The sequence below is a fragment of the Qipengyuania sp. NPDC077410 genome, assembly GCF_044543405.1.
Classification (GTDB): Bacteria; Pseudomonadota; Alphaproteobacteria; order Sphingomonadales; family Sphingomonadaceae; genus Qipengyuania; species Qipengyuania pacifica.
This window is the reverse complement of the sequence record NZ_JBITWB010000002.1, coordinates 350,755-376,230: the sequence shown is the minus strand read 5'-3', so window position 1 is coordinate 376,230 and position 25,476 is coordinate 350,755. Positions and strand designations below refer to the sequence as shown.

Genomic DNA, 25,476 nt, shown 5'->3' with positions numbered 1-25,476 from the left:
GCGGTGGAGATAGTGCGAGGCGAGTGCTTGTGCAAAGCAGCGTTTGCGGCCATCCACCGCGCGATGGACGGGAAACCACTCGCACCGCCGCGGACCATGGGGCTGTTCGGCGCTTCACTATTGCCGGTGAACGGCATGATCGGCGCGGGGATCTTCGCCCTGCCCGCCACACTGTTCTTGGCCGTGGGCGACTTCGCGCCCTGGATGATACTGCTCGGGGGACTGCTGTTCCTTCCACTCACGCTGACCTTTGCCTGGCTGTCGGCGCGGTTCGAACATTCGGGTGGTCCCATCCTCTATGGCGAAGCGGCGTTTGGGCGGTTCGTCGGTTTTCAGGCGGGCTGGGCGCGTTATGCCAGCGCCATCGTTACCGTGGCGGCAAACACGCATGTCATGGTCTCCTATCTCGCCACGCTCTTTCCCGTGCTTGACGGACCGGTCCTGCGCCCGCTGCTGGTCGCAGGCTTCATTGGCTTCATTACCATCGTGAACCTCTTCAGCCTGAGAAGTTCGGTTGCCACGCTGAGCGCCCTCACAGCCGTGAAGCTTCTGCCCCTGTTGGCCTTGATCTTTGCCGGGCTATTCGCCGGCGATCCACGTGCGGGGCTGGTTCTGCCTGAATTCACCGATGCGGAAAGCGTGGTTCTGCTTACATATTACGCCTTCATCGGCTTTGAATATGTCGTGCTGCCCGCAGGCGAAATGAAGAACCCCAAGCGCGACGTACCGCTGGCGCTGGTCGCGATGCTGGGGGCGGTTACGCTGCTCTACATGCTGGTCATCTGGGCCTATATCGCCATCGATCCCGGCGTGGCTGCGGATTCCGAAAACCCGTTGGCATTGGCAGCCGATGCGGCAATGGGTCCGGCAGGCGCGATCGCCATAGTTATTGCCGCGGCCTTCAGCATCGGAGCGAATAATTTCGCAGGCGGCATCAGTCTTCCCCGGATGACATTCGGCATGGCCGAGCGGGGCATGTTGCCACGCTGGTTCATGGCCGTGTCGCCAAGGCTTGATACTCCGGTCAACTCGATCCTGTTCTATGGCGCCGCGAGCATCGCCTTCGGGCTGTGGGAAGGTTTCATGGTGCTGGCTTTGGCGGGCACCCTGACCCGCCTCCTCACCTACCTCATCGCAGCCTTTGCTCTTCCGGTGATCGAACATCGCGAAGGAAGGATCGATCCGGTACATGGCTTTGTGTCGATCCTCACGGTGTTGAGCACACTTTGGGTCGGCACCCATGCCGATGCACAGAGCTGGCAGGTTTTCGGCGGTTTGGTCGTAGCGGGAACGCTGCTCTATTTTGTCGCGCGGCAGGAACGACCGGCTGAACCGCTCGCCCCGCGCTGACATGGCCAGTTTCGACGCGATAATTCTCGGCGCGGGGGCCGCCGGATTGATGTGTGCGGCGCGTGCCGGTCAACGGGGTAAGCGCGTCTTGGTGCTCGAACGGGCTGAAAAACCGGGTAAGAAAATCCTGATATCGGGCGGCGGTCGATGCAACTTCACCAATATCGGCGCCGGACCAACCAATTACCTCAGTGCCAATCCTCATTTCGCGAAATCGGCGCTGGCGCGTTATACCTCGCGCGACTTTCTCTCGCTTGTAGAAAGCTACGGCATCGCGTGGCATGAAAAGACGCTCGGCCAATTGTTCTGCGATGGATCGGCAAAGCAGATCGTTGCCATGCTACTGGAGGAATGCGCACGTGCGCGTGAGAGTGGCGGCGACGTAGAAATCCGCTGCGGCGAGGAAATTGCGTCGGTCGAACGTGACGGCCTATTTAAGGTCACCACTTCGGCTGAAGCGTCAACCGCGCCCGCTCTTGTCATTGCGACCGGCGGACCATCCATCCCGAAAATGGGCGCCACCAGTTATGCCTACGAATTGGCGCGCCAGTTCGGATTGAAGCTGGTGGAGCCCCGCCCCGCGCTCGTTCCGTTAACACTCGGCGGCGAAGAGGTCCTGTTTCGCGATATTTCCGGCGTGTCCGCGCCCGTTGTGGCCACTGCCAACAAAGCCTCCTTTGCAGAAGCAGCGTTATTCACCCATCGCGGCTTGTCTGGTCCGGCGATCCTTCAGGCCAGTTCGTACTGGCGACCAGGCGATCCGCTGCTGGTAGATTTCCTGCCCGACCAGACAGCTGAGTGGCTGATGGATGCAAAGCGCACCAGCCCGCGCGTTGGCTTGAAGACTCTTTTGCGTGAAGCTCTCCCGGCACGGCTGGCCGATATCCTGGCCGACAAGATCGGGATCGAAGGCGACCTCGGCAATATGCCCGACAAGGCTTTACGCAGCGCAGGTGAGCGGTTGAAACGCTGGGCGTTCCATCCGAACGGGACCGAAGGCTTTGCCAAGGCGGAGGTCACCGTCGGCGGTATCTCTACTGCCGAACTGTCGTCCCGCACAATGGAAGCGAAGCGCCTTCCCGGCCTGTTCGCCATTGGTGAGGCAGTTGATGTGACCGGCTGGCTTGGCGGTTATAATTTCCAATGGGCCTGGGCTAGCGGCGTCGCGGCGGGCGACGCGCTGTAAACGCTCGCCCGCGCCAACCCGCCAGCAATCAAAAGACTTTCCGCAGCTCGAGCGAAACCACACGTCCCAACGGATCGACGAGGTCAGGCTGATAGCCAAGTGGGACTAGTCCGTTCTCATCCGTCACACGCTGCCGGGCATCGAAGATGTTGTCGACCCGGAGCGAGAGGCGCGCTCCCTTGAAAAAGCCCGGTGTCTCACCGGTGAGCCACTTCTGCTCCTCGAGATTCATGAACAGGCGCAGGTCGAAAGTGGCAAGGTCATGGAACGTCAGCGTGTCCACATCGGTGCCGCTGGCATAATTGCCCGACAGGCGCAGACCCATGCCCTTGTAGAACAGCCCGCCTTCCATGGTAAAGTTATGCCGGCTGATGCCCGATCCGCTCAGGGCGTCGCCGTTCAGTAGATCGAGTTCCGGAATGCCAGGCGCGATCAGCGCCGAATTCTCGAGTTCGATCGTGTGATAGAGCGACAGGTTCCAGCGTCCTTGACCGTCGCCGCCGCCCCGACCGCCACGTCCTCCGCCGCCACCACGGCGGCCGCCTCCTCGCGCTTCACCAGCCCCGGACGAACCGGCAGTACGTGTTTCGGCTCCGTCTTTTCCGGCTTGCGGCGAAGCGCAGACCCGGCTGCGCAACTCGTTCAACCGGGCTTCGTCGATCTGGCCATCGGGGCCCGTCAGGCGCTCGCGAATGCGTTCGGGCAGTGCGGCAAGATCAACCGGGGTTGAGGCGGACGGATCTGCCGCGTTCCAACCTATGCAAAGCGCTTGGCGCATCGCGGCCATTCGCTGCGGATCGGGCGCACCATCCGCGCTGCAGAAGCGTTCGCGCATCTGTGCGACACGGGCCGGATCGATCTGTCCGTCTTCGCCGCGCAGTCGCTGCTGCATCTGTTCTGGCAATTGAGAAATATCGGGCTCTGCGCCTTCCTTGCAGAATTGCGCGCGAATTTGGGCGAAGCGCTCGGTGTTGAAGCCGCCACGGCCCTGCCCTGCTCCGCCCTGTCCCGGTGCCGATCCTTGTCCTCCGGCAGCGCCCATGCGCGCCATGAAGCCTCCGCGCCTTCCGCCGCCGCCTTCGCTCTCGGGGGCGGGCTTGCCGACTTTGCCGAAGAAGTTGAAACCGTAGCGGATGCGCGAAGAATTACGTTCGGCAAACGTCACCGGCCGCCGGTCCAGCTCCACCAACTGCCCATCGACGCGTGTCACGCGATCAGGGAATGCCGCCTCGATGGCGGGTGTCAGGACGGGGAAGCTTTCGGTCACGTCGTCCGAACGGTTGCGGAAATATTCGACGCGGAAATTGGACCTGTCGAACAGATCGAAATCGTAGGATGCGGACAGCTTGATATCGCGCTGCGTCTCCGCAAGCAGATCCGGATTGCCGCCCGTGACGACGTTGGCCAGCACCGTGTCGCCAGTGACAAAGTCGAACACCGGGACGTTGACGTCGACGATCTGCGGCGATCCAAGCTGGGTCAGGCTCGGTGCGGCCTCGCGCACGGTGTAGCTCGCCTGCAGCGACAGGCTTTCAGACGGCCGCCAGTTCAATCCGGCATTCCAGTTCGTCAGCGTCCCGAAATCGGAAAGGTCGTCGATGCCACCGCCCAAATCGAGACTGAGTTCGCCCAACGCGCCGAGGAAATCCTCGCGCGCGCTGGCAAGCGGTATACCCAGATTGACGCCGGCAAGCGCGCGGCGGCGGTTGAGCGATGTTTCCAGCCCGTTCGTACGCGTGTCTGTGCTGTCGATTCCGTTGAGCTTGTACCCGACCTTGGCGGTCACATTGACCTCGCCGCTCGGCAGTAGGATCGGCTGCCCCGTGAGCGTCGCGAGTGTATCGATCGTATAGGTCTTGCTGCGCGCCTCATCGAAACCAGCGCTGGGGACGGTCCCCAGATCACCCGTGATGTCGATCTCGCCCGCAGCGGCAGCTGCCACCAGGCCGCTCGTATCGCGTCGGCGGTCGATTTCCGATGTGCTCCATCCGCGCGCTGCATCCAGCGTCAGGGCAAGGTTCCAGTCGCCCACGGGCGCGTTCAACGAACTGCCCAATGAGGCGGTGGTCGAAGATGTCCGGCGCGTGATCGGATCGGCATCGATCGCGCGCAGTTCGGTGTTACCATCGGGATCGGTCAGCAGCACCGTATCCAGCCCGGACAGCGATCGGGTGACGCTGCGCTCCAGATTGCCGTTGATCGAGAAAGTCGGCGCCCGCGCGCCTTCGCCGAAACTGGTGTTCCAGGTTGTCTCGAGCTCGAACCCTTCGCTGTCGGAGGCAAGGCTGCGAAAGGCGGCAGGATCCGGATCGGACGCCACGGTCGGCACGCTGTTTTCGGTCTGGATGATCCCGCGTTCGGCTTCCGTCAGCATGGATGACGTGTTGAATTCCGCACCCAGCAACAGACGGTCGCCGCCGTTGATAGTCAGCTGCGAATATTCCGCTTCGCCGCTCGACCGGCCCCCTGCCGTGGGCTGTCCGTATTCCAGTTCTACCTCGCGGCTGGCGAAATTGTCCTTCAGGATGAAATTGACCACGCGCTGATCGGCGGGATAGCCATATTGCAGGGCGACCTCTTCCGGAAATACCTCTACCTTGACGATCGCTTCGGGCGGATAGCGGCGGAACTCGCGGAAGCTCGAAACGCGCCGTCCGTTGACCAGGAAGACCGGACGCCCGCTGCCGCGGCCACTGGCCGATCCCGTCTGGGGCCCCAATTGCTCGATCAGGTCAGCCAGCGAATCCGCACCGTAGGCTGCAATGTCCGCTTCATCGAGTTCGACCACCGGCGGGACATCGGTCTGCACCTGCCCGCGCACACGTTCGCCGGTTACGATGATGGCATCGTCGGGAAGGGGTTCGTCCTGCGATCCTTGCTGGCTTGTCGCAGGTGCGGGATCGGCATCCTGTGCGAAGGCCGGCGTGGCAAGCGCAATGGTCAGCGCAAGTGCGGAAATACGGGGGAGATAGTGCATGGAAAGCGTTGTGATCCTGTCTCAATTCTCTTCCGTCCCCGGCAGCATGGCTGGACGAGGCGGAGCCGGCAGGCAAGAAATGTCGGGTAACAAAATGTCGCGCCAGCCTTGCGCCGCGCTTAACGACCGAGTCTTCCCTTTTGTCCCTACTGCCGCTATGGGCGCGCGACACAAATCGACCAACGGCACAGTCCAAGGAACTACATGGCGAAAGAAGAACTTCTCGAAATGCGCGGCAGGGTGGTGGAACTGCTGCCCAATGCGATGTTCCGCGTCGAGCTCGAGAACGGCCATGAAGTGCTCGGCCACACCGCCGGCAAGATGCGCAAGAACCGTATCCGCGTGCTCGTCGGTGACGAAGTGCTTTGCGAACTGACGCCCTACGATCTCACGAAGGCGCGCATTACTTACCGCTTCATGCCAGGTCGCGGCGGCCCCGGCCCCCAATAAGCGCACGTGGGCCAGCCCACCCTCGTTCTAGCATCGGCCAGTCCCCGCAGGCGCGAGCTTCTCGCCCGTCTCGGGTTGACGCCTGCTGCCATCAATCCCGCGGACATCGATGAAACGCCCCATAAGGGCGAATTGCCGCGCGACTATGCAAAGCGCATGGCGCGCGAAAAGGCGCAGGCTGCCGCATCCGGTGACGGCCACGTACTCGCCGGCGACACGGTCGTAGCCGCGGGCCGCCGCATCCTGCCCAAGGCCGAAGACGAAGCCACGGCCCGCAAATGCCTCGAACTGCTGTCGGGTCGACGCCACCGCGTCCTTTCCGCCATCGCCCTTCGCGCACCGGACGGCGCCATCCGTGAACGGCTGAGCGAAACGGTGGTAATGTTCAAGCGCCTCTCGTCCGCCGAAATCGACGCCTATCTCGCCAGCGGCGAATGGGAAGGCAAGGCAGGTGGCTATGCCATTCAGGGCATCGCGGAAGGGTTGATCAGCCGGATTCAGGGCAGCCATTCGGGTGTGGTTGGCCTGCCTCTCTATGAAACGCGCACATTGCTGCGCGCCGCTGGGTTCGACATTGCCTGAATGGCAGGTCGAAGAGGGTATCGGCGAACGCCGGGCCCTGCTGCTTGATGGTGAAACACCTCTCGCCGCCGGCGTCCACTGGCCGGGTGAAATCCAGGCGGGCGATGAATTCGAAGGCAAGCTGCTGCGCAAGACAGGCGCACGAGGAACCGCGCAACATCCCTCCGGCCGCGAGGTTCTGGTGGATAAACTTCCGCGCGATGCAAGCGAGGGCGCAAACTATCTTTTCGCCATAACGCGCAGCGCGATGACGGAACGCGGACGCTTCAAACTCCCAGCCGCCCGGCCGGTTTCAACGATTGCTGGCACACTATCTGATCCGTCGGCCAACGCCAGGTCGGTCCGTCGCTTCCCCGCGGGGGTCTGGGAAGACATCTGGCATGCTGCATCCTCCGGCGAGGTCGAGTTCGCTGGCGGCTCGCTACTCTTTGCGGTGACGCCGGCCATGACACTGATCGATATCGATGGCGACCTGCCTCCGCGCGAACTGTCCCTCGCCGCAGTTCCGCAAATCGCACGCTGGCTCACGCTCTTCGATCTCGGCGGCTCGATCGGGATCGATTTTCCAACCCTCCAGACGAAATCCGACCGCAAGGCGGTGGATTCGGCGCTCGAAGAGGCGTTGTCGGGTTTTTCCCATGAACGCACGGCAATGAACGGCTTCGGCCTCGTTCAGATTGTTGCTCGGCTTCACGGCCCGTCGCTGCTGCATCGTTTCGCCACCTCGCGCATAGGTATGGCGGCCCGCATGGCGCTACGCCGCGCCGAAATGGTCGAAGGGCCCGGCGCGACATTGTTGACCGTTCATCCCGCGTTGAGGCCACGGCTCGGGCCCGAATGGATCGCCGAACTCGAGCGGCGCACCGCGCGCCCGGTGCGCATTGCGATCGACCCGGGGCTTGCGATCGAAGCGGCCACTGCCCAGATCGTCCCGCATGACGACTAGATCCCGCCCTTGCCCGATCTGCAAACGGGCCCGCAGCGAAGAATACGCGCCGTTCTGTTCCAGCCGCTGCCGCGACCGCGATTTATCGAAATGGTTTGGCGACGGCTATTCCGTGGCCGGGCGGCCTGCCCTGCCCGAAGAAATCGCGGCGGAATTCAGCGACGGCAAGGAAGAGTAGAAATTCCCCCCTTGCCAAGGCGGACGAGCTTCGCCATAGGCGCGCTCTCACTGCTCACGGGGCCCTTTCAGGCTCCATAGCAGACGCAGTGTGCCCGGGTAGCTCAGTGGTAGAGCAGACGATTGAAAATCGTCGTGTCGGTGGTTCGACTCCGCCCCTGGGCACCACTTCTTCTCCAGCAGATCTTCAGCAGCAACGCTATTTCCTTGCGCTCAAGCCGGCCGGCTTCGAAGCCTTCGATAATAGCCCGCTTCGGTACCTCGAACTGCACCTGGGCTATCACGGAGATGATTTCCTTCTGGAAGATAGGGCGGCCGGTATCGTCCCGAAGCGGCATATTTTTGTGGGGTTGGGTATCAATCTACGAGAATTGCTCTTCAAGGATTCACAAAGTACGGTCGGGAAAGCGGCGGGCGACGTGCTGGATTATTTCCAGCTCCCCTATACTGCAGTCCATACTCACCTGACCGATTAACGTATTGATGCTGAGGAACCTCGCACGGTTCCGCGAAGATGACCGCATAACTCGGCTTCACCGCTGGTATGCATCCTGCCCCTTACCCGCGACGCTTCCCCTCCACCCCCGCGCAAGCTAGGCACGCCCTATGCATGACACCAGCAGCGCGCTTTCCGCTTTCGACATTGCCGCGATCCTCGTCGTGGCTTCCGCCTTGCTGGGCTGGTTCAACCATCATTTCATCAAGCTGCCCCATGTCATCGGCTTGACCGTGATGGGCGCGTTGACGGCCATCGGCCTGATGATTGCGAATGCCTTCATTCCCGCGATTACGCTGGGCGACTGGGTGACCGACATCTTGCGGCAGCTGAATTTCACCGAAACGCTGCTGCAGGGGATGCTGAGTTTTCTGCTCTTCGCCGGTGCATTGCATGTCGATCTCGACCGGCTGAAGGTCGCCTGGCTTCCGGTTCTCCTGCTTTCGACCGTGGGCGTGATCGTCTCGACCGTGCTCGTCGGCCTGGCGATGTGGGGCGTCGGCCTGCTGCTTGCCCTGCCCGTCGCACCCATCTGGTACTTCGTCTTCGGCGCGCTGATCGCCCCGACAGATCCGGTGTCCGTGCTCGGTGTGCTCAGGGAAGAGAGCGTACCTCAGTCCCTGCAAAGCGCGGTGGCGGGCGAAAGCCTGTTCAACGACGGTGTGGGCATCGTCGTCTTCATCATTCTGCTGGGCGCTGCCATCAGCGGCACCGAATTCTCACTGGCCGAAGGTGCGCGGCTGTTCGCGATTGAGGCAGGCGGCGGCATCCTCGTCGGGCTAGCGGCAGGTTATGTCGGCTACCGCGCTCTGGCGGGAATGGACGAATACGCGCTGGAAGTGCTGGTGACGCTGGCTATCGTCATGGGCGGGTATGCCCTGTGCAGCTATCTGCATGTATCGGGCCCGCTGGCCATGGCTGTCGCGGGCCTGCTAGTCGGCAACCAGGGGGTTACCTATGCGATGAGCGATGTGACCCGCGACTATGTCATCAAGTTCTGGGAGCTCGTGGACGAATTGCTCAATTCGGTGCTGTTCCTTCTGATCGGGCTCGAAATGATTGTCCTGGTCGTCGGCTTCGAGGAAGCCATCCTCGCTCTGGCGGCGATTCCGCTTACGCTGGCGGCCCGTGCCATCAGCATCATCGTGTCCACCAGGACGATCCCCGCCGCTCGCCTGCAGGACAAGGGTGCGGGGCCGGTGCTGTGGTGGGGCGGCCTGCGCGGCGGCATTTCGATCGCGCTCGCGCTTTCGCTCCCGCCCGGGGAAACCCGCGACCTCATCCTTGCCGCGACATTCGCCGCCGTCCTGTTCAGCGTCCTGGTTCAGCGCGCCACTCTGGGCCGGCTGATCGAAAAGCTGAAAGAAGATCGCGCGCCCGCCGTGGAACGGGAAGCCCGCGGCAGTCCGCCCGCATGATTGCTTTCCCCGGCCCCTTCCGGTAAGCGCGGGATCAATCGCCCCGGGGCGTGCGGATCGCGTCGATTCCACCTGCCGGGGCGCACGCTTTTTTGCGCGAAGGAATGCATGCCCATGGCACGTCGCCGCCAGATCTACGAAGGCAAGGCCAAGATCCTCTACGAAGGCCCCGAACCGGGTACGATCATCCAGTATTTCAAGGATGACGCGACCGCCTTCAATGCGCAGAAGAAGGGCACGATCAACGGCAAGGGCGTGATCAATAATCGCATCAGCGAATATGTGTTCACCCGCCTGTCGCACATCGGCATCCCGACGCATTTCATCCGTCGCCTCAACATGCGCGAACAGCTCGTCCGCCAGGTGGAAATCATTCCGCTGGAAGTGGTGGTGCGCAATGTCGCTGCCGGCACGCTGTCCAAGCGTCTCGGCATCGAAGAAGGCGAAATGCTCCCGCACACTCTGATCGAATATTGCCTCAAGGACGATTCCCTGGGCGACCCCAAGGTCTCGGAAGAAGAAATCGCCTGCTTCAACTGGTGCAGCCATGAAGAACTGCAGGACATGTCCAGCATGGCGATCCGCATCAATGATTTCATGTGCGGCATGTTCGCCGCGATTGATATCCGGCTCGTCGATTTCAAACTCGAATTCGGCCGTATCTGGGATGGCGATTACAGCCGCGTGATCCTCGCCGACGAAATCAGCCCCGACGGCTGCCGCCTGTGGGACATCAACACCGGCGAAAAGCTGGACAAGGACCGGTTCCGCCGCGACCTGGGCGGCGAAAGCGAAGCCTATCAGGAAGTCGCGCGCCGTCTCGGCCTGCTGCAGAACGACGATAGCGGCCCCGGCGAAGTGCTCGACATGAACGCTCACCGTGGCCGGCTGCGGACCCCGACCAAGCCCAAGAAATAATCAGACGACGTAGCTGAGCGTCAGCCCGCTCGGCGCGATGGCGAAAGCGCATTCGGGCATGTGATCGCCGTCGACCTGCACCGGCGTCACGCAGCGATCGAACTCGATCCTGCGGCAGGTGCGGATATCGGCGAGCCCCATCCGCGCCAGCGGCAGGCGCAGCAGCACCCCCAGGCTTAGCGCGATCGTGCCGAGCCGCGTCGCGCGTTTCACCGTGATCAGTTCGACCGAATCCGCGCCCAGCCGGGCCCCCGGGCTGACCTGGAACGGCCCGGCGTAAAGGGCGGCGTGGCTCACGATGGCCGCTTCCGCTTCATATTCGAACCGCTCCCCATCGGCGAGTTCGCCGCGAATGGTCATTGTGTCGCGGGGCCACTCGCGCATCTGCTGCGCCAGCGCGACGACATAGGCATAGCGCCCGATGCGCTGCTTCAGCCTGCTGTCCACCCTCGCGACGGCGTGGCTGTCCGGCCCGATGGAAACGCAGGACACGATCGGCATGTCCCCCAGCCGGTAGAGCGGGGATTGCACCCAGCTCTCCGGCCCGCGCTCCCACGCCGCGCGCACGGCCTCGGCAAAGCGCTGGGGTGACCGCGGATAGCCCAGTTCGCGCGCGACCAGATTGATCGTGCCCGAAGGTGCCACGCAGATCGGCATGCTCCCTGCCCGCTCGCCCAGCGCCTGCACCGTATCGCGCAATGTGCCGTCACCGCCATGGACGCAGACCAGATCGGCCTGGCCGGAAAGGCGCGCGCCTGCTGCCGTCGTCGGCATCGGGGTAACACGAAAACCCGCCTCGATCAGCGCATCGCGCAGGGCCTCAAGATGGTCGTCGCTGAAACTGCCCGAAACGGGATTGTAGACGAGGTCGAGCGCAGGCATCCCCCTCCCCTATCGCAGGGCCATGCCGGTGCAAACACGCAGTTGGTGGAACCGGCGATGCCGCCAGCAGAATTTGGTCGCAAGCCGCTTGGCTTTGCCCCCTCGCCCCCATAGCGTGATCTGCATGAAGTCGACCGTTTTTCGCCGCGCGATCGCCGCGCTGCCGCTCCTTGCCCTGACCTCGCCCATCGCAGCACAGGACGATCCCCCCGCCCTTCCGGCCGATACGGTGCAGTCGACGACCGGTTGGGGTCATCCGGTTTACGATATCGCGCCCGATCCGGCGGTCCGCTTCGGCGTGCTCGAAAACGGCATGCGCTATGCGATCCTCAGGAACGGTACGCCGCAGGGTACCGCCGTCATCCGGTTCGGCTTCGACGTGGGCTGGATCGATGAAGGCGAGCAGGAACTCGGTCTTGCCCACATGCTCGAACACATGGCCTTCAATGGGTCGACCAATGTGCCCGAAGGCGAGATGATCAAGCTGCTCGAACGGCTTGGCCTTGCCTTCGGCGCGGACACCAATGCCTCGACCGGGTTCGAAGATACGATCTACAAGCTGGACCTGCCCCGGACCGACCCCGATCTGGTCGACACCGCGCTGATGCTGATGCGCGAAACGGCCAGCGAACTGACCATTGCCGATGAGGCGGTCGACCGGGAACGCGGCATCATCCAGTCGGAAACCCGCACCCGCAACAATTTCTCGATCCGGCGGATCAAGGACTATTTCCAGTTCATCGCGCCCGGCACCCGCTATGCCACGCGCTTTCGCGCCGATGGCACGGATGCGATCATCGACACTGCGCCGGGCGCGACCGTACGCGACCTCTACTCCCGCTTCTATCGTCCCGACAACGCGGCCCTCGTCATCGTCGGCGATCTCGATCCCGACGCGGTCGAAGCCAGCATCAAGGACCGCTTCGGCGACTGGCAGGCCCCGGAAACGCCCCGGGTCGAGGTGGACAAGGGCACTCTCGATCTTTCGCGCGGACCCGCTGCGGCGAATTTCGTCGATCCCGACGTGCAGTATCTGGTCACCATCGATCGCTTCGCCCCCTATCAGGACCGCAAGCCCACCGTCGCGGAAACGGACCAGTCGCGCCTGATCAGCCTCGGCACGGCGATCCTCAACCGGCGCTTGCAGACGATCGCCAACGGCGCAGATGCCCCGATCATCGGCGCCAGCGCGTCCTCCTCCGACTTCTTCGACATCCAGCGTCAGACACAGCTCGTGGTGCAGGCCCGCGAAGGCGAATGGCAGCGCGCGCTCGAAGTGGGCGAACAGGAATGGCGGCGCGCCGTCGAATACGGTTTTACCGATGCGGAACTCGCCGAACAGCTAGCCAATTTCGAACAGCGCTATCGCGATGCGGCCAGCCAGCAGGATACGCGCCGCAACAGCCAGCTGGCAGACGGTATTCTCTCGACGGCACGGCGCGAACGGATTTTCGTCAGCCCCCAGACGACCTACGACCTGTTCCTCGCGCAAAAGCCGTCCATCACCGCGGCTGCTGTCTCGCAGGCTTTCGCCCGGCATTATGCTCTCACCGATCCGCTGATCCACGTCTCGACCAAACAGGCGATTCCCGACGCACAGGAAACGATCCTCGACGTCTGGCGGGCCTCGCAGACGCAGCCGGTCGCCGCCCCGCTCGACACCAGCGGGCTGGACTTCGCCTACACCGATTTCGGGCCGCCCTCGGCAATCGCGGACGATACGGTGATCGACGATCTCGGCGTGCGCACCATTCGCTTTGCCAACAATGTCCGGTTGAATCTCAAGCCAACCGATTTCGAAAAGGGGCGCCTGCGTTTCGCCATCCGCGTCGGTTCTGGCCAGCTGTCCATCCCGGAAGACGAAATCGCGCAGGCTGTCTTCCTGTCGGCCGTCAGTGCGCTGGGCGGGCTCGGCCAGCATGGCTACGACGAATTGCGCCAGATCCTTGCCGGTCGCCGGGTCACCTACGGTTTCGATGCAGGAGCGGACATGTTTACCGTGCGCGGCATCGGCACCATGGCCGACCTGCCGCTGCAGATGCAGCTCAGTGCCGCCTATCTCAGCGATCCCGGCCTGCGCCCTGAAATGCTGACCCGCTGGCAGGCTCTCATCCCGCCCTATATCGCCCAGCTCGATGCGACCCCGCAGGCCGTTGCGCGTTCGCAGGTTCCCCAGATCCTGTCCGATGGCAATCCGCGCTTCGGCGTTCCATCGAAAGACAGGCTGGAAGCGGTGACGCTCGAAGACGCGCGCCGTATCGTCAGCGATCGGATCGGGACCGCGCCTGTCGAAATATCGGTCGTCGGCGATTTCGACAGCGATGCCGTGATCGATGCGGTCGCATCCAGCTTCGGGGCGCTTCCTCCGCGCGCTGCAACGCTCGACAGCCATGAAAGCGAACGGATCGCGCATTTTGCCGATGACCGCAGGGAACGGGTGCTGACCCATGCCGGCGCGCCGGATCAGGCCTTGGCCATGACCTACTGGCCCACGACCGACGACGATGATGCCCAGGAAGAAGCGACCATGCAGATGCTCGCCACCGTCATGCGCCTCGAAATGCTCGACCGCATCCGCGAAGAACTGGGTGCTTCCTATTCTCCCTCAGCGGGATCGAGCATGTCGCACATCTACCGCGACTTCGGCACTTTCTCGACCTCGGTCGTGGTCGAACCGGGGCAGGCGGACGAAGTCTTCGAAGTCGTCGATGAAATCGCGCAGGACTTCCGCAGCGCGCCCGTCGACACCGATCTTCTGGAACGTGCCCGCAAGCCGCTGCTGGAAAAGATTGCCCTGAGCAGGCGCGAAAATGGCTGGTGGCTCGGTATCATCGACGAAGCGCAACTGCGCGCCGAACGCCTCGATCGCGTGCGCAGCTACGAAGACCGAATACGCGCGATTACCCCTGAAATGCTTCAGCAGGCGGCCCTGCGCTATCTCGATCCGGCACAGGAACTGCGCATCCGCATCGTCCACGAAAGTCTGGTGGATGCCGAATGAAAAAAGGGCCGGAAGGATCGCCCCTCCCGGCCCTTTTTCGATCGGTTCGATGTGCCTTTAGTAATTGATACGGGCAGATACGCCGAACACGCGCGGATCGTTGACGAAAGCGGTATTGTTGTTGAAGTCGATCCCGCCCTTCACATTGTCGGCATCGGTGATGTTGCGCACGAAGGCTGCCAGTTCGAACGTACCGTCGGCCTTGGCATAGCCAGCCCGCAGACCGCCTTCGATCTGGTTGTTCGAATTGAATTCCTCGCTTTCATACAGGAAGAAGTTGGTCTTCCCCTGATATGCCCAGTCGGTGAAGAAGAAGATCTCTCCGGCATTGCCGATCGGGAAGGCATAGCGCCGTCAGATCCGCAATCCATTCCGGGGCATTGGGGAAGGGGTTACCATCCACCAGGGCGCGGGTGCTGCCCGATAGCACGACAGTGGGATCCACGATCGTGCACTGGGCGCAGATGCCGACCGCCAGCGTATTGTCCTTGATCTCGGTGTGGTTCCAGCTCACCCCGGCCGTGATCAGGAAGTTGGGCGTAGCCTGAAACGCGCTGTCCAGTTCGAACCCGTATCCGCGTCCCTTGTCGGCATTGACCAGCTGGACCAGATTGTCCGCCCCGCCGACGGCGGTGAACTGCGGGTCCTTGATCGTGTAGTAATAGACCGCACCGTTCAGGCGAATGCGGCGATCCGCCAGCTCCGACTTCAGGCCGGCTTCATAGCTCATGATCTTTTCCGACGTGGCGACCGACGGTGCCGAACCGAAAGCGACGTCGCGCCCCTGGATGGTCGGCGCACGGAAACCGCTGGCTACGCGCGCATAGATGCTGGCGTCGCCGCTCAGATCGTAGAATGCTGCCAGATCCCAGCTCAGCCGCTCGTCGGAAACAGTCGTGAACTGCGGTGCCGCTCCCGCCACGACCACGAAATCCTTGTCGTCTTCGGTATAACGCAGGCCGCCCGTCAGCTTCAGCGCATCTGTCACTTGCGAACTGACTTGACCGAATACCGCCCAGCTCTCGTTCGTGTGGTTTACGGTAACGGGAGGCGGGAAGTCGAAACCGACGGTCGTGACGTCGAAATCGCTGTCGAAATAGAACCCGCCGACCTGCCATTCGAACGGGCCGTTCGAATTGGACGCAAGCCTGACTTCCTGGGTGAACTGGTTCAGATCGATCGAATCCTGCGTGTCGCTGGGAAACGGAATGAAACCCGGCCCGGTGACCAGATTGCCACCATCGATGTCGCCGCGGCTGCGGCCCTCGGTATCGGCCCAGCTGGTGATGCTGGTCAGCGTTGCGAAGTCGGCGTCGTAATCGACCTTCGCCGTGGCGATCTGCGCCTTGTAGGCCGCCTCGTTACGTCCGCCCGCATCGTAGAAAACGGTGTCGCGGTCGTAATTGTCGTTCAGGTCGTTGTTACCCGGCCCGAGGATGTTCGCCCGGAACAGAGTGGACTGACCGTCGAGGTCGCGCACGGCATAGCTGCCGAGGATCGACAGGCGGTCACTCGGGGTGACCAACAGCTGCGCTCGACCGGCGATCTCGCTGTAGCCGCCGTACACGTCCTTTTCGCCGGTAAAGCCGTTGTCGACCCAGTTGTCGCGTTGCTGCCACAGGCCGGATACTCGCAGCGAAGCCAGACCCGGTACTAGCGGTACCGTCACGCCGCCATCGATGGATACGGTGTTGAAGGTGCCATAGCTCAGCGACCCGTTGACGGCGAACTCGTCGCCCGGCTTCACGGTGTCGATCTTTACGATACCGGCCGGCGTGTTACGCCCGAACAGGGTGCCCTGCGGGCCGCGAAGAACCTCGATCCGTTCGACGTCGAAAATCGGGAAGGACTTCAGCGTCACGTTTTCCATCACCACATCGTCCATGACGACGGATACGGGCTGCGATGCTGCCAGATCGAAATCGGTATTGCCCAGACCGCGGATATAAAACCGCGGCGCAGCGCGTCCGTTCGAGCTTTCGATGAACAGACCCGGGACGCGGGCCGAAAGCGCGGTGATTTCGGCGCCTGCATCGAAGATCGTGCGGACCGTGCTCGCATCCAGGGTCGCAGCCGACACCGGCACGTCCTGGAGATTCTCCTCACGGCGGTTCGCGGTCACGATAATCGTGTTGAGCTGCCCGTCGGCGGCTGCTTCCGTGCCCGTCTGATCGGCGGTCTGCGCCATGGCGGGCTGCGCAGCGAAGGCTGCAAAAGCGATAGTGCTCGCCCCGAAAAGATGGGCAGCGGTGGTCCGGATCGTCATTTTAAGGAGGTGTCCTGCTTGAGCGCGCAACTGGGATAGGCGGGCATTTGGAGGGGTACGGCAATCTTCGCCGCACATGCACAATAGCAGGTTGCGAGATGAAATGGAGTTCCTCTCCATCCCATAAGGCAGAATCGTGACAATTGTTGCAGTGGCGCTACAGCCGTCGCGGATATGTCACGCCCCGCGCCATCACCATGCGATCGTTGCGAGGTGCTTGAACGCTCGGCGACGGTGCGCCATAGGCGCGCCAACACGAAAGGCTTGCTCGATGAAAATCCGCGTCCATGTCTCGCTAAAGCCCGGCGTTCTCGATCCGCAGGGTCGCGCCGTCCACCATGCGCTCGAAGGGCTCGGCTTTGCCGGGGTCGAAGATGTGCGTATCGGCAGGCTGATCGAACTCGATGTGGCCGACGGCACCGATGATGCGGCGCTCGCCGACATGTGCGAAAAGCTGCTCGCCAACACGGTGATCGAAAACTACCGCATCGAGAAGGTCGACTGATGGCTTTCCGCGCCGCCGTCATCACCTTCCCCGGGTCGAATTGCGATCGCGACATGGCTGTCGCTATCGAACGGGTTTCGGGCACTGCGCCGATCCGCGTGTGGCATGGCGATGCCCATTTGCCCGAAGATCTCGATTTCATCGCTCTGCCCGGCGGTTTCTCCTACGGCGACTATCTGCGCTCGGGCGCGATGGCGGCGAACAGCCCGATCATGCAAAGCGTGAAGCGCCGGGCCGAACGCGGCGTGCCGGTCCTCGGTGTCTGCAACGGCTTTCAGGTCCTCACCGAAGCCGGACTCCTGCCGGGCGCACTTATGCGCAACGCCAGCCAGAATTTCATCTGCCGCACCGTTGCGCTCAAGGTGGAAAACGACCGCTCACTGTTCACCAGCGGTTACGCAGCGGGGCAGACCATCGATATTCCCGTCGCGCACCATGACGGCAATTATTTCGCCGACGACGAAACGCTCGACATGCTCGAAGGCGAAGGGCGCGTCGCCTTCCGCTACGTCGAAAACTGCAACGGCTCGCAGCGCGACATCGCCGGTGTTCTGAACGCCGAAGGCAATGTGCTCGGCATGATGCCGCACCCCGAACGCGCCGTCGAACAAGCGCATGGCGGAACCGACGGTCTCGCCCTGTTCGAAAATGCCATCAAGACACTTGTTTCGGCCTGATCATACGTATGATTGACATGCGTATCGTCTGATTATGCGCTGATGAGGCGCTCGCCGCCTTGCCGGTCGAACAGGCGATGGACATCCTCGGCGGGCATCGGCCGGCCGAAGTAATAGCCCTGTATCTTGCTGCAACCCAAGTGCTGGATCAGCGCCGCTTCCTCAGCGTTTTCAACGCCTTCTGCGGTCGTCGTCATGCCCAGGCTATCCGCCATGGCTACCACCGCGCGGATGATCGCCAGCGATTCCGGGCTCTTCTGCGCGGCCCCCTGCACGAAGCTGCGGTCGACCTTGATCGTCGAGAACTTGAGCTTCCGCAAATACCCCAGCGACGAATACCCGGTCCCGAAATCGTCCAGCGCAATCGAGCATCCAAGCGCCATGCACTGCTCCAGCGCCTTGCGCGCCACGCCCCCGTCGCGCATGAAAATGCTTTCCGTAACCTCAATTTCCAACCGGTGTGGCTCGAGCCCGCTATGCGACAGCGCACGCACGACCGTGGCGGCAAAGTCCGGTTCGAGCAGTTGCTCGGGCGACACGTTGACGTTGACCTTCACGTCCTTGGGCCATTCCGCCGCCGCTTCCCTGCACGCCTCCTGCAGGACCCACGTACCGATCGGCACGATCAGGCGCGTGTCTTCGGCGAGCGGAATGAATTTTGCCGGGCTGACAAAGCCGTGCTCTGCGCTTTTCCAGCGGATCAGGGCTTCGAAGCTGACTATCGCCTCCGAATTGGCATCGACCACGGGCTGGTAATGCAGTTGCATCTCGTTGCGTTCGAGCGCGTGGCGCAGCGAATGTTCCAGCTGCCGCTTCTCCTCCGCATTCGCATGCAACGAAGGTTCGTACTCGCAGTGGATCCCGCCACCTTCATCCTTGGCGCGGTATAGCGCCAGATCGGCATTGCGCAGCAGTTCTTCCACGGTGCGTCCATCGCGGGGGCCACAGGCGGAGCCGACGCTTGCGCCGACATAAAGGACCTGGTTCTCGATCTTGTACGGCTCGGACAGCCGTTCGATAATCGCGCGAGCCAGCCATTCGATACGGCTCCTGTCGGATGCATCCCGGATCACGACTGCAAATTCGTCCCCGCCCAATCGGCCGCAAACCTCGCCTTCTCTAGTCAGAGGCTTCAAGCGTGCCGCAACCTCCGCCAGCATCTGATCGCCGACCAGATGTCCGAGCGAATCGTTGATGGCCTTGAAGCGGTCCAGGTCGATCATCAAGCAGGCACAGCGGGACCGCCAGTCCGCCGAATACTTCAGCGCATCGCCCAAGGCTTCGTTGAGCATGCGTCGATTGGGCAACTGCGTAAGCGTGTCGTAGCGGGCGAGATAGGCGATCTTCTCTGACGATTCCCGCTGTTCGGTCACGTCGGACCCGACACCGCGGAACCCCTGGTAATTGCCGACATCATCCACAATGGGCGTACCTGACAATTCCCACCAGCGGTCCTGCCCTTCAATCGACACACGGATGGTGAAGTTCGAGAAATTTTCCCGCCGCTTCAGCTTCTCGGCAAGCTCGTGAAGACTTTCCGGAAATGATCCCGTCTTCCAGCCACTGCCGGAAATGAGTTGCAGAAAGGATTGCCCCTCCACGTCGCGAGGTTCCTTACCGAGCGCAAAAGCAAAGCGTGGTGATACAGCCTTGAGCCGCCGGCGCGTGTCGATTTGCCAAAGCCAGTCTGCCTGGCCTTCCTCGAATTCGCGCAGCAGCATGGACACCACTTCGCTCTTTTCCTGCATCGCCGTTTCAGCAATTCGAGCAGCTACCGCCACACGGGCGCTCTCGATCACCCCGAAGGTCGCCAGTAACGTCGAAATGACGACGATGGCAGCCAGACTGAACTGGAACGTCACGATACTCGCGATGAAACCGCCGACGCCGGCTGCAAGGGCAAAGGCGATTGCACTGAGTGGAACGCTGAAGCGGCTTACCGTTGTGCCAAGGATCAGCATGGCGACAACGGCCCACACGATTTCCGTTTGAACCGGATCCGCAATGAAAGCGCAGGTGATCATACCCAATGACCACACCGCCCCTTTCGCCGCCGCCGCAAAAGCATGAGACTTCATTTCGGCGACGGCCACATACCGACTCTCGGCATCAGCCAGACGCATGTCTGCGCGAGCGGAGAAAACGACGGCTGCTAGCAAGGCACCAGCCCAGACAACGATCACAAGAGCATTGACCGAGCTGAATAGCCCGGCTGCGATCAGGATAAAGCCCGTGATGTGAAGTATAGCCCGCGCTCTTACACGCTCTCTGAGCAGGGCGTATTGCCGCCCATGAATGAGCGACCAATCGCTGCCTTCGGGCGATTCGAGCCCGATGGCTTGGCGGATAGAGAGTGCAGTAGCACTCATGTCCTGTCTGTTGGGCTGGTCGCTCACACGAGCACGGTTAGCCGCAAAACCTTATTACGCGGTAAAAACGCAAGCAGTACGATCAAATGTCGATAAGTCACTCCACCGTCACGGATTTTGCAAGGTTGCGTGGTTGATCGACATCCGTGCCTTTGACGCAAGCGACATGGTAAGCGAGCAACTGGACCGGGATGGCGTAGACCAGCGGTGCGATCAGGGGGTGAACCTGCGGCATTTCGATCGTCGCAAGGCATCCCTCCCCGGCTTCTTCCAAACCCTTGGCATCTGAAATCAGAACGATTTGCCCTCCCCGCGCGCGAACCTCTTCCATGTTCGAGACTGTCTTTTCAAACAGGGGTCCCGACGGCGCGAGAACGATAACGGGCACTTCGCTGTCGATCAGCGCGATCGGCCCATGTTTCATCTCGCCACTGGCATAGCCTTCCGCGTGAATGTAACTGATTTCTTTAAGTTTTAAGGCGCCTTCCATCGCGAGTGGAAAGTCCGGACCACGCCCGAGATAAAGTACATCGCGTGCCGGCGCGATCAGGTGAGCCATGCTGGCGATATCATCATCGTGATCGAGCGCGGCATTAAGCGCAGCAGGGGCCTCCAGCAGATGACCGACGACTGCCTGCTCTTCTTCCCGGCTCATCAAGCCCTTCTTGACCGCCATATGTGCAGCCAGAGCTGCAAGGACAGCCAATTGACAACTGAAGGCTTTCGTCGATGCGACACCAATTTCCGGTCCGGCATGGGTCGGCAAAAGGAGATCGGCCTCGCGCGCCATCGAACTTGTCGGCACATTCACGATCACGCCGATTGTCTGACCGTTTTCCTTGCAATGCCGCAGAGCCGCAAGCGTATCGGCCGTTTCTCCGCTCTGGGAAATGAACAGCGCGAGGCCGCCTTCCTCAAGCACGGGTTCGCGATAGCGGAACTCGGAAGCCACATCGATGTCGACCGGAACCCGCGCGAACTGCTCGAACCAGTATTTCGCAACCATCCCTGCGTAATAGGATGTTCCGCAGGCAACGATGGTGATGCGCTTGATGCGCGAAATATCGAAATCGAATTGTGGCAGGGCGACCGAATTATCCGATTGGCGTAGATAGGAACCCAGCGTCTGGGCCACCACCGTCGGCTGTTCGAAGATCTCTTTCTGCATGAAATGGCGATAATTGCCTTTTTCCACGGCTGCGGCCGACGCACCCGAGTTGCGAATTTCACGTGTCACCGCAGTATTTTCCGCATCGTAAATCGACGCGCCATCACGCGTGACCACAACCCAGTCGCCTTCTTCGAGATAGCTGATTTCCTGTGTGAGCGGCGCAAGCGCCAGCGCGTCGGAACCGATGTAGGTCTCGTTTACGCCATACCCAACGACGAGCGGGGATCCTCTACGGGCACCAATCAGAATGTCTGGATGATCGCGGAATGCTATCGCGAGCGCAAAGGCTCCACGCAGACGGGGCAGAACATCTGCAACAGCTTCCTGAGGGCTGTGGCCGTTTTCAACGAGCCTTGAAACAAGATGCGCCACCACCTCACTATCGGTGTCGCTCTCCAGAGCACGACCTGCATCGCGCAGTTCGGCGCGCAGTTCCTTGAAGTTTTCGATGATCCCGTTGTGAACGAGCGCTACGTGCTCGGTAGCATGTGGATGGGCGTTCTTCGCGGTCGGCGCCCCGTGCGTTGCCCAGCGAGTATGAGCAATTCCGATCTCGCCCGGGGCCGGATTGTCCGCCAATTCCGCAATGAGGTTGTTGAGCTTGCCTTCGGCTCTACGGCGAACGAGCGCGCCCTCATGTATCGTGCATATCCCGGCGCTATCGTATCCGCGGTATTCCATCCTGCGCAAACCATCGACGAGGCGCTCCGCCACGGGTTTGTTGCCGACAATACCGATAATTCCGCACATGGATCGCATTCTCCGATAAGCGCTGCCGGGGCAGACTTAGCGGTTCTCACTGTGCAATCAATCGGCGCAGTCGATGTTTCGCCCGCATGGCACTTTGCTGCAGGCCAAGCATCGCGTTCCGACCACCAGACATTAGGGAAAAATCAAGGTTTCCATTTTATTCACCAAGCTTCGAGACACGGGCTTTGCCGCGAATGGGCAGGGTTGCGCCAGGCGAATCAAGAGATACCTCGGGGGTTACCGACAATGAGCGCATTCGGACGGAAAAACGGACCGGCAGGAATGGGTGCCGGTGCGCGTCCGCAATTTGGCGTAGCGAAACCCATGCGTGGAGGTACAGCCACGCCTGAGCAGTCGAAGGATTCCGGATCTTCGGGCGGCGAACAGTTCCCGCCCCTTCCTGCAAACGCGCCAACGGCAACTGGCATGTCAGCCGGCAGTAGCGACGCGATGTCCCGCCTGGACGAGCGAATGAACACCACCCACTCTGGCGAGAGTCAGGTCGGGGGTTTCGAAGCAAGCGTTCACAAGATCAAAGAGCAGGTTCTCCCGCGCCTGCTCGAACGAGTAGACCCGGAAGCCGCCGCCACCTTGTCCAAGGATGAACTGTCGGAAGAATTTCGTCCGATCATCATGGAGGTGCTAGCCGAGCTGAAGGTAACGCTAAACCGCCGCGAACAATTTGCGCTCGAAAAGGTGCTGGTCGACGAGCTGCTGGGATTTGGCCCGCTCGAAGAGTTGCTGAATGATCCCGACGTGTCGGACATCATGGTGAACGGACCCGACCAGACCTATATCGAGAAGAAGGGCAAACTGATCATCGCGCCGATCAAGTTCCGCGATGAAACCCACCTCTTCCAGATTGCCCAGCGTATTGTGAACCAGGTCGGCCGCCGCGTCGATCAGACCACGCCTCTGGCCGACGCGCGCCTCAAGGATGGATCGCGCGTCAACGTCATCGTGCCACCGCTCAGTCTGCGCGGCACGGCCATTTCCATTCGTAAATTCTCCGAAAAGCCGATCACGCTTGACATGCTCAAGGACTTCGGTTCGATGAGCGAAAAGATGTGTACCGCCCTGAAGATTGCGGGCGCGTGCCGGATGAACATCGTCATTTCGGGCGGTACCGGTTCGGGTAAGACGACCATGCTCAACGCCCTGTCGAAGATGATCGACCCAGGCGAGCGCGTTCTCACTATCGAGGACGCGGCCGAGTTGCGCCTGCAGCAGCCGCACTGGCTGCCACTTGAAACCCGCCCCCCGAACCTTGAGGGGCAAGGCGCCATCACCATCGGCGATCTCGTGAAGAACGCCCTACGTATGCGTCCGGACCGTATCATTCTCGGCGAAATCCGCGGCGCGGAATGTTTCGACCTCCTCGCCGCCATGAACACCGGCCACGACGGTTCGATGTGTACGCTCCACGCGAACAGTCCACGCGAATGTCTCGGCCGTATGGAAAACATGATCCTGATGGGTGACATCAAGATTCCGAAAGAAGCCATCTCGCGCCAGATTGCGGAATCTGTCGACCTCATCGTGCAGGTGAAGCGCCTTCGCGATGGTTCGCGCCGCACAACCAACATCACCGAGGTGATCGGGATGGAAGGCGATGTGATCGTTACCCAGGAACTGTTCAAATTCGAATATCTTGACGAGAGCGAAGATGGCAAGATCTTGGGCGAATTCCGCTCGTCGGGCCTACGCCCCTATACGCTCGAAAAGGCGCGGCAATTCGGCTTCGACCAAGCTTATCTCGAAGCCTGTCTTTAACGGTCAATGATCACTATCCACGCAAGATTACCGGCACGGACAGTGCCAGCAGACCACCTCCGAACACGGCAAAGACCAGGAAAAGCCCGGTCCATGGCATCCAGCCGACGCGGTTGATTTCGCGGCGCCTGGACCTGCGCCGTTCCATCAACATGCAGCTCAATGCGATCAGCAGGAAAATGCCGCCCCAGAACACGGCGAGTTCGGCATCGCTGGCAAAAAGAAGAAAGTCGGGCTCGGCCATGGCGCGAGCATATGGATATGCTGCGGCTCAGGTTCAATTGCCCCGGGAACCGGTTGCATCATCTCCCGTTCTGTACCCGGAACCCAATCAGGGCGCCTTTTCGGGAAGGAAGAACCATGATCAAGAAAATCCTGCTTGCACTCGGCATCACTTCGATGACGCTGACCGCCGCAGCCTGCAACACCGTTCGCGGTGCCGGTGACGATCTCGAATCCGCCGCAAACACGGTGGACGACGAAATCTAAGGACCTGACCACCACACATCGAGAGCGCCCGCCACAGGCGGGCGTTTTCATTTGGGGTGGGAGTGGGCCTGTAGACCAGCATAAGGTTGTTCGCGGGCATTGGGTACCGCGCGGTCCGGTGAAGGCGTTCGGCGCGTGCCAGATCATCCATATCTGAGATCTGCCGGAGACCCCATTCGGGGTTACGGGCTTTGAGGCTGGCGTCGAATTCGAGGTTCGATGGCGCCGTGTCGATGTCGCTCTCGATATAGGGGCCATAGAGGATCAGGGGGGCGTTGCCGGTCAGGATACGCCTTGCTCCGGCAAAGAGGCCTTCTGTCGCTCTCCACGGGCTGATGTGAACCATATTCATACTAGGCATCACTACAGGTGTGCACCTCGATCCAGTCATTTCAATAGGTTAGAAATTCCCAGGCAGATGGACCACATCAATCCATTGGCCGGTGAAAAATAAGTTTAGGCGCGTGCTTACTAGTGTCTCTCAGGAGGTCTCGCAGGAGTGCTTTGTAACGTCCACTCTACGGCCTCGCACGGGAAAGTGTGAGCGTCCGATTTGCGGTGTGAAGCGGTCGTTGCGCCACCCGAGGCGATTGGCTCAACGTAATTGAGCTAAATCTCCGGCACGAATGAGGGCTTCACCGTGATACAATGCAAAGAAGCCCGCTAAGGTGAAGGAAACTAGCGCGATCGATGTAAGTCTATCCCACCAAACGCTTTCCGCTGGTGTGACCCATTCCGCTTTAGAGCGACGAAAAACACCCGCTACGATCATCCAGAGCACCCAATTGGCAGCAATGAACGGAAAGAGCGGCGCGCGCGGATTGACAAGAGGAACTAGCGCCAAGGTAGCAGATGCAGTCAAGCAAAGCCCGACAGCTACTGCGAAATTCCGAAATGTGATGATCCGCGCCAAGCTCACCAATCCTTCTCCTTCCGAGTAACTTTAGCTACTCAAGTTATGTCCGCAATGGGTCGTTAGCTGACAGGCAGCTTTCGGTGCCAACCGTGGCAAAGCTGCCAGTCCGCTTTTGGACGGGTCGTTCCTGTTATCGAATGTCCGATTAGGGGTGGAAAGCGGACATCGTGGCCAGTA

The 25,476-nt window shown here is 61.3% G+C and carries 20 protein-coding genes, 1 tRNA gene and 1 pseudogene; 14 read left to right on the top strand and 8 right to left on the bottom strand.

Translation table 11 applies throughout. The annotated features are described in order from the left end of the window. Positions 1–27: 27 nt before the first annotated feature. Both ACIGGE_RS09780 and ACIGGE_RS09775 read left to right on the top strand, forming a co-directional pair. A complete protein-coding gene (locus ACIGGE_RS09780; RefSeq protein WP_397490194.1) occupies positions 28–1,350 on the top strand; it encodes an APC family permease in 1,323 nt (440 codons plus the stop codon). 1 nt (position 1,351) lies between these two features. After that, a complete protein-coding gene (locus tag ACIGGE_RS09775) occupies positions 1,352–2,536 on the top strand; it encodes an NAD(P)/FAD-dependent oxidoreductase (protein ID WP_397490193.1) in 1,185 nt (394 codons plus the stop codon). 28 nt (positions 2,537–2,564) lie between these two features. Here ACIGGE_RS09775 and ACIGGE_RS09770 read toward each other — a convergent pair whose 3' ends face one another. Then, the gene (locus tag ACIGGE_RS09770) at positions 2,565–5,513 is read right to left on the bottom strand and encodes a TonB-dependent receptor domain-containing protein (protein WP_397490192.1); all 2,949 of its coding nucleotides are present in this window, start codon (positions 5,511–5,513) and stop codon (positions 2,565–2,567) included. A 204-nt stretch (positions 5,514–5,717) separates the two neighbouring features. Between ACIGGE_RS09770 and infA the strand changes: the two genes are divergently transcribed. The 7 genes from infA to purC all read left to right on the top strand — a co-directional run bounded on the left by infA (position 5,718) and on the right by purC (position 10,500). Further along, complete coding sequence (infA, locus tag ACIGGE_RS09765; protein ID WP_007163491.1) at positions 5,718–5,963, top strand: translation initiation factor IF-1; 246 nt, start codon at positions 5,718–5,720, stop codon at positions 5,961–5,963. A gap of 6 nt (positions 5,964–5,969) precedes the next feature. Further along, positions 5,970–6,545, top strand: a complete 576-nt coding sequence (locus ACIGGE_RS09760; RefSeq protein ID WP_196846561.1) for a nucleoside triphosphate pyrophosphatase — start codon at positions 5,970–5,972, stop codon at positions 6,543–6,545. After that, complete coding sequence (locus ACIGGE_RS09755) at positions 6,499–7,491, top strand: ribonuclease E/G (RefSeq protein ID WP_397490191.1); 993 nt, start codon at positions 6,499–6,501, stop codon at positions 7,489–7,491. Before ACIGGE_RS09760 ends, ACIGGE_RS09755 begins: the two co-directional genes overlap by 47 nt. After that, a complete protein-coding gene (locus ACIGGE_RS09750; RefSeq protein WP_397490190.1) occupies positions 7,481–7,669 on the top strand; it encodes a DNA gyrase inhibitor YacG in 189 nt (62 codons plus the stop codon). The genes ACIGGE_RS09755 and ACIGGE_RS09750 overlap by 11 nt, the downstream gene beginning before the upstream one ends. 92 nt (positions 7,670–7,761) lie before the next feature. Then, positions 7,762–7,836, top strand: a tRNA-Phe gene (locus tag ACIGGE_RS09745). 438 nt (positions 7,837–8,274) lie between these two features. After that, entirely contained in the window at positions 8,275–9,582 is a 1,308-nt protein-coding gene (locus ACIGGE_RS09740) for a cation:proton antiporter (protein ID WP_397490189.1), read from the top strand. 114 nt (positions 9,583–9,696) lie between these two features. Then, complete coding sequence (gene purC / locus ACIGGE_RS09735) at positions 9,697–10,500, top strand: phosphoribosylaminoimidazolesuccinocarboxamide synthase (protein ID WP_103024888.1); 804 nt, start codon at positions 9,697–9,699, stop codon at positions 10,498–10,500. Here the strand turns inward: purC and ACIGGE_RS09730 are convergent, their stop codons facing one another. Then, complete coding sequence (locus tag ACIGGE_RS09730) at positions 10,501–11,382, bottom strand: diacylglycerol/lipid kinase family protein (RefSeq protein WP_397490188.1); 882 nt, start codon at positions 11,380–11,382, stop codon at positions 10,501–10,503. It lies immediately after the preceding gene. Between the two features lie 124 nt (positions 11,383–11,506). On the opposite strand from ACIGGE_RS09730, the gene ACIGGE_RS09725 reads away from it, so the two are divergent. Continuing rightward, positions 11,507–14,383 (top strand): M16 family metallopeptidase, encoded by a 2,877-nt coding sequence (locus ACIGGE_RS09725; RefSeq protein ID WP_397490187.1) that lies wholly within the window; start codon positions 11,507–11,509, stop codon positions 14,381–14,383. Positions 14,384–14,645: 262 nt separating this feature from the next. Here ACIGGE_RS09725 and ACIGGE_RS09720 read toward each other — a convergent pair whose 3' ends face one another. Beyond that, entirely contained in the window at positions 14,646–16,649 is a 2,004-nt protein-coding gene (locus ACIGGE_RS09720; RefSeq protein WP_397490186.1) for a TonB-dependent receptor, read from the bottom strand. A gap of 271 nt (positions 16,650–16,920) precedes the next feature. Here ACIGGE_RS09720 and purS point away from each other — a divergent pair, with 271 nt between their 5' ends. Further along, on the top strand, positions 16,921–17,154 hold the full coding sequence (gene purS / locus ACIGGE_RS09715; RefSeq protein ID WP_103024892.1) for a phosphoribosylformylglycinamidine synthase subunit PurS: 234 nt from the start codon (positions 16,921–16,923) through the stop codon (positions 17,152–17,154). Then, a complete protein-coding gene (gene purQ, locus ACIGGE_RS09710) occupies positions 17,154–17,831 on the top strand; it encodes a phosphoribosylformylglycinamidine synthase subunit PurQ (protein WP_301642464.1) in 678 nt (225 codons plus the stop codon). Before purS ends, purQ begins: the two co-directional genes overlap by 1 nt. A gap of 32 nt (positions 17,832–17,863) precedes the next feature. Here purQ and ACIGGE_RS09705 read toward each other — a convergent pair whose 3' ends face one another. Continuing rightward, on the bottom strand, positions 17,864–20,200 hold the full coding sequence (locus ACIGGE_RS09705) for a putative bifunctional diguanylate cyclase/phosphodiesterase (protein WP_397490185.1): 2,337 nt from the start codon (positions 20,198–20,200) through the stop codon (positions 17,864–17,866). A gap of 97 nt (positions 20,201–20,297) precedes the next feature. Then, positions 20,298–22,121, bottom strand: coding sequence for a glutamine--fructose-6-phosphate transaminase (isomerizing) (gene glmS / locus ACIGGE_RS09700; protein WP_397490184.1), 1,824 nt, complete (start codon positions 22,119–22,121; stop codon positions 20,298–20,300). A gap of 246 nt (positions 22,122–22,367) precedes the next feature. Between glmS and ACIGGE_RS09695 the strand changes: the two genes are divergently transcribed. Beyond that, positions 22,368–23,894, top strand: a complete 1,527-nt coding sequence (locus tag ACIGGE_RS09695; protein WP_196846568.1) for a CpaF family protein — start codon at positions 22,368–22,370, stop codon at positions 23,892–23,894. A gap of 13 nt (positions 23,895–23,907) precedes the next feature. Here ACIGGE_RS09695 and ACIGGE_RS09690 read toward each other — a convergent pair whose 3' ends face one another. Further along, positions 23,908–24,138, bottom strand: coding sequence for a hypothetical protein (locus ACIGGE_RS09690; RefSeq protein ID WP_397490183.1), 231 nt, complete (start codon positions 24,136–24,138; stop codon positions 23,908–23,910). A gap of 116 nt (positions 24,139–24,254) precedes the next feature. On the opposite strand from ACIGGE_RS09690, the gene ACIGGE_RS09685 reads away from it, so the two are divergent. After that, a complete protein-coding gene (locus tag ACIGGE_RS09685; RefSeq protein ID WP_255407954.1) occupies positions 24,255–24,383 on the top strand; it encodes a hypothetical protein in 129 nt (42 codons plus the stop codon). A gap of 79 nt (positions 24,384–24,462) precedes the next feature. Here ACIGGE_RS09685 and ACIGGE_RS09680 read toward each other — a convergent pair. Both ACIGGE_RS09680 and ACIGGE_RS09675 read right to left on the bottom strand, forming a co-directional pair. After that, positions 24,463–24,735 (bottom strand): annotated as a pseudogene (locus ACIGGE_RS09680) (DUF938 domain-containing protein); the annotation flags it as partial. Positions 24,736–24,978: 243 nt separating this feature from the next. Beyond that, positions 24,979–25,296 (bottom strand): hypothetical protein, encoded by a 318-nt coding sequence (locus ACIGGE_RS09675; protein ID WP_397490182.1) that lies wholly within the window; start codon positions 25,294–25,296, stop codon positions 24,979–24,981. Between the last annotated feature and the right edge of the window lie 180 nt (positions 25,297–25,476).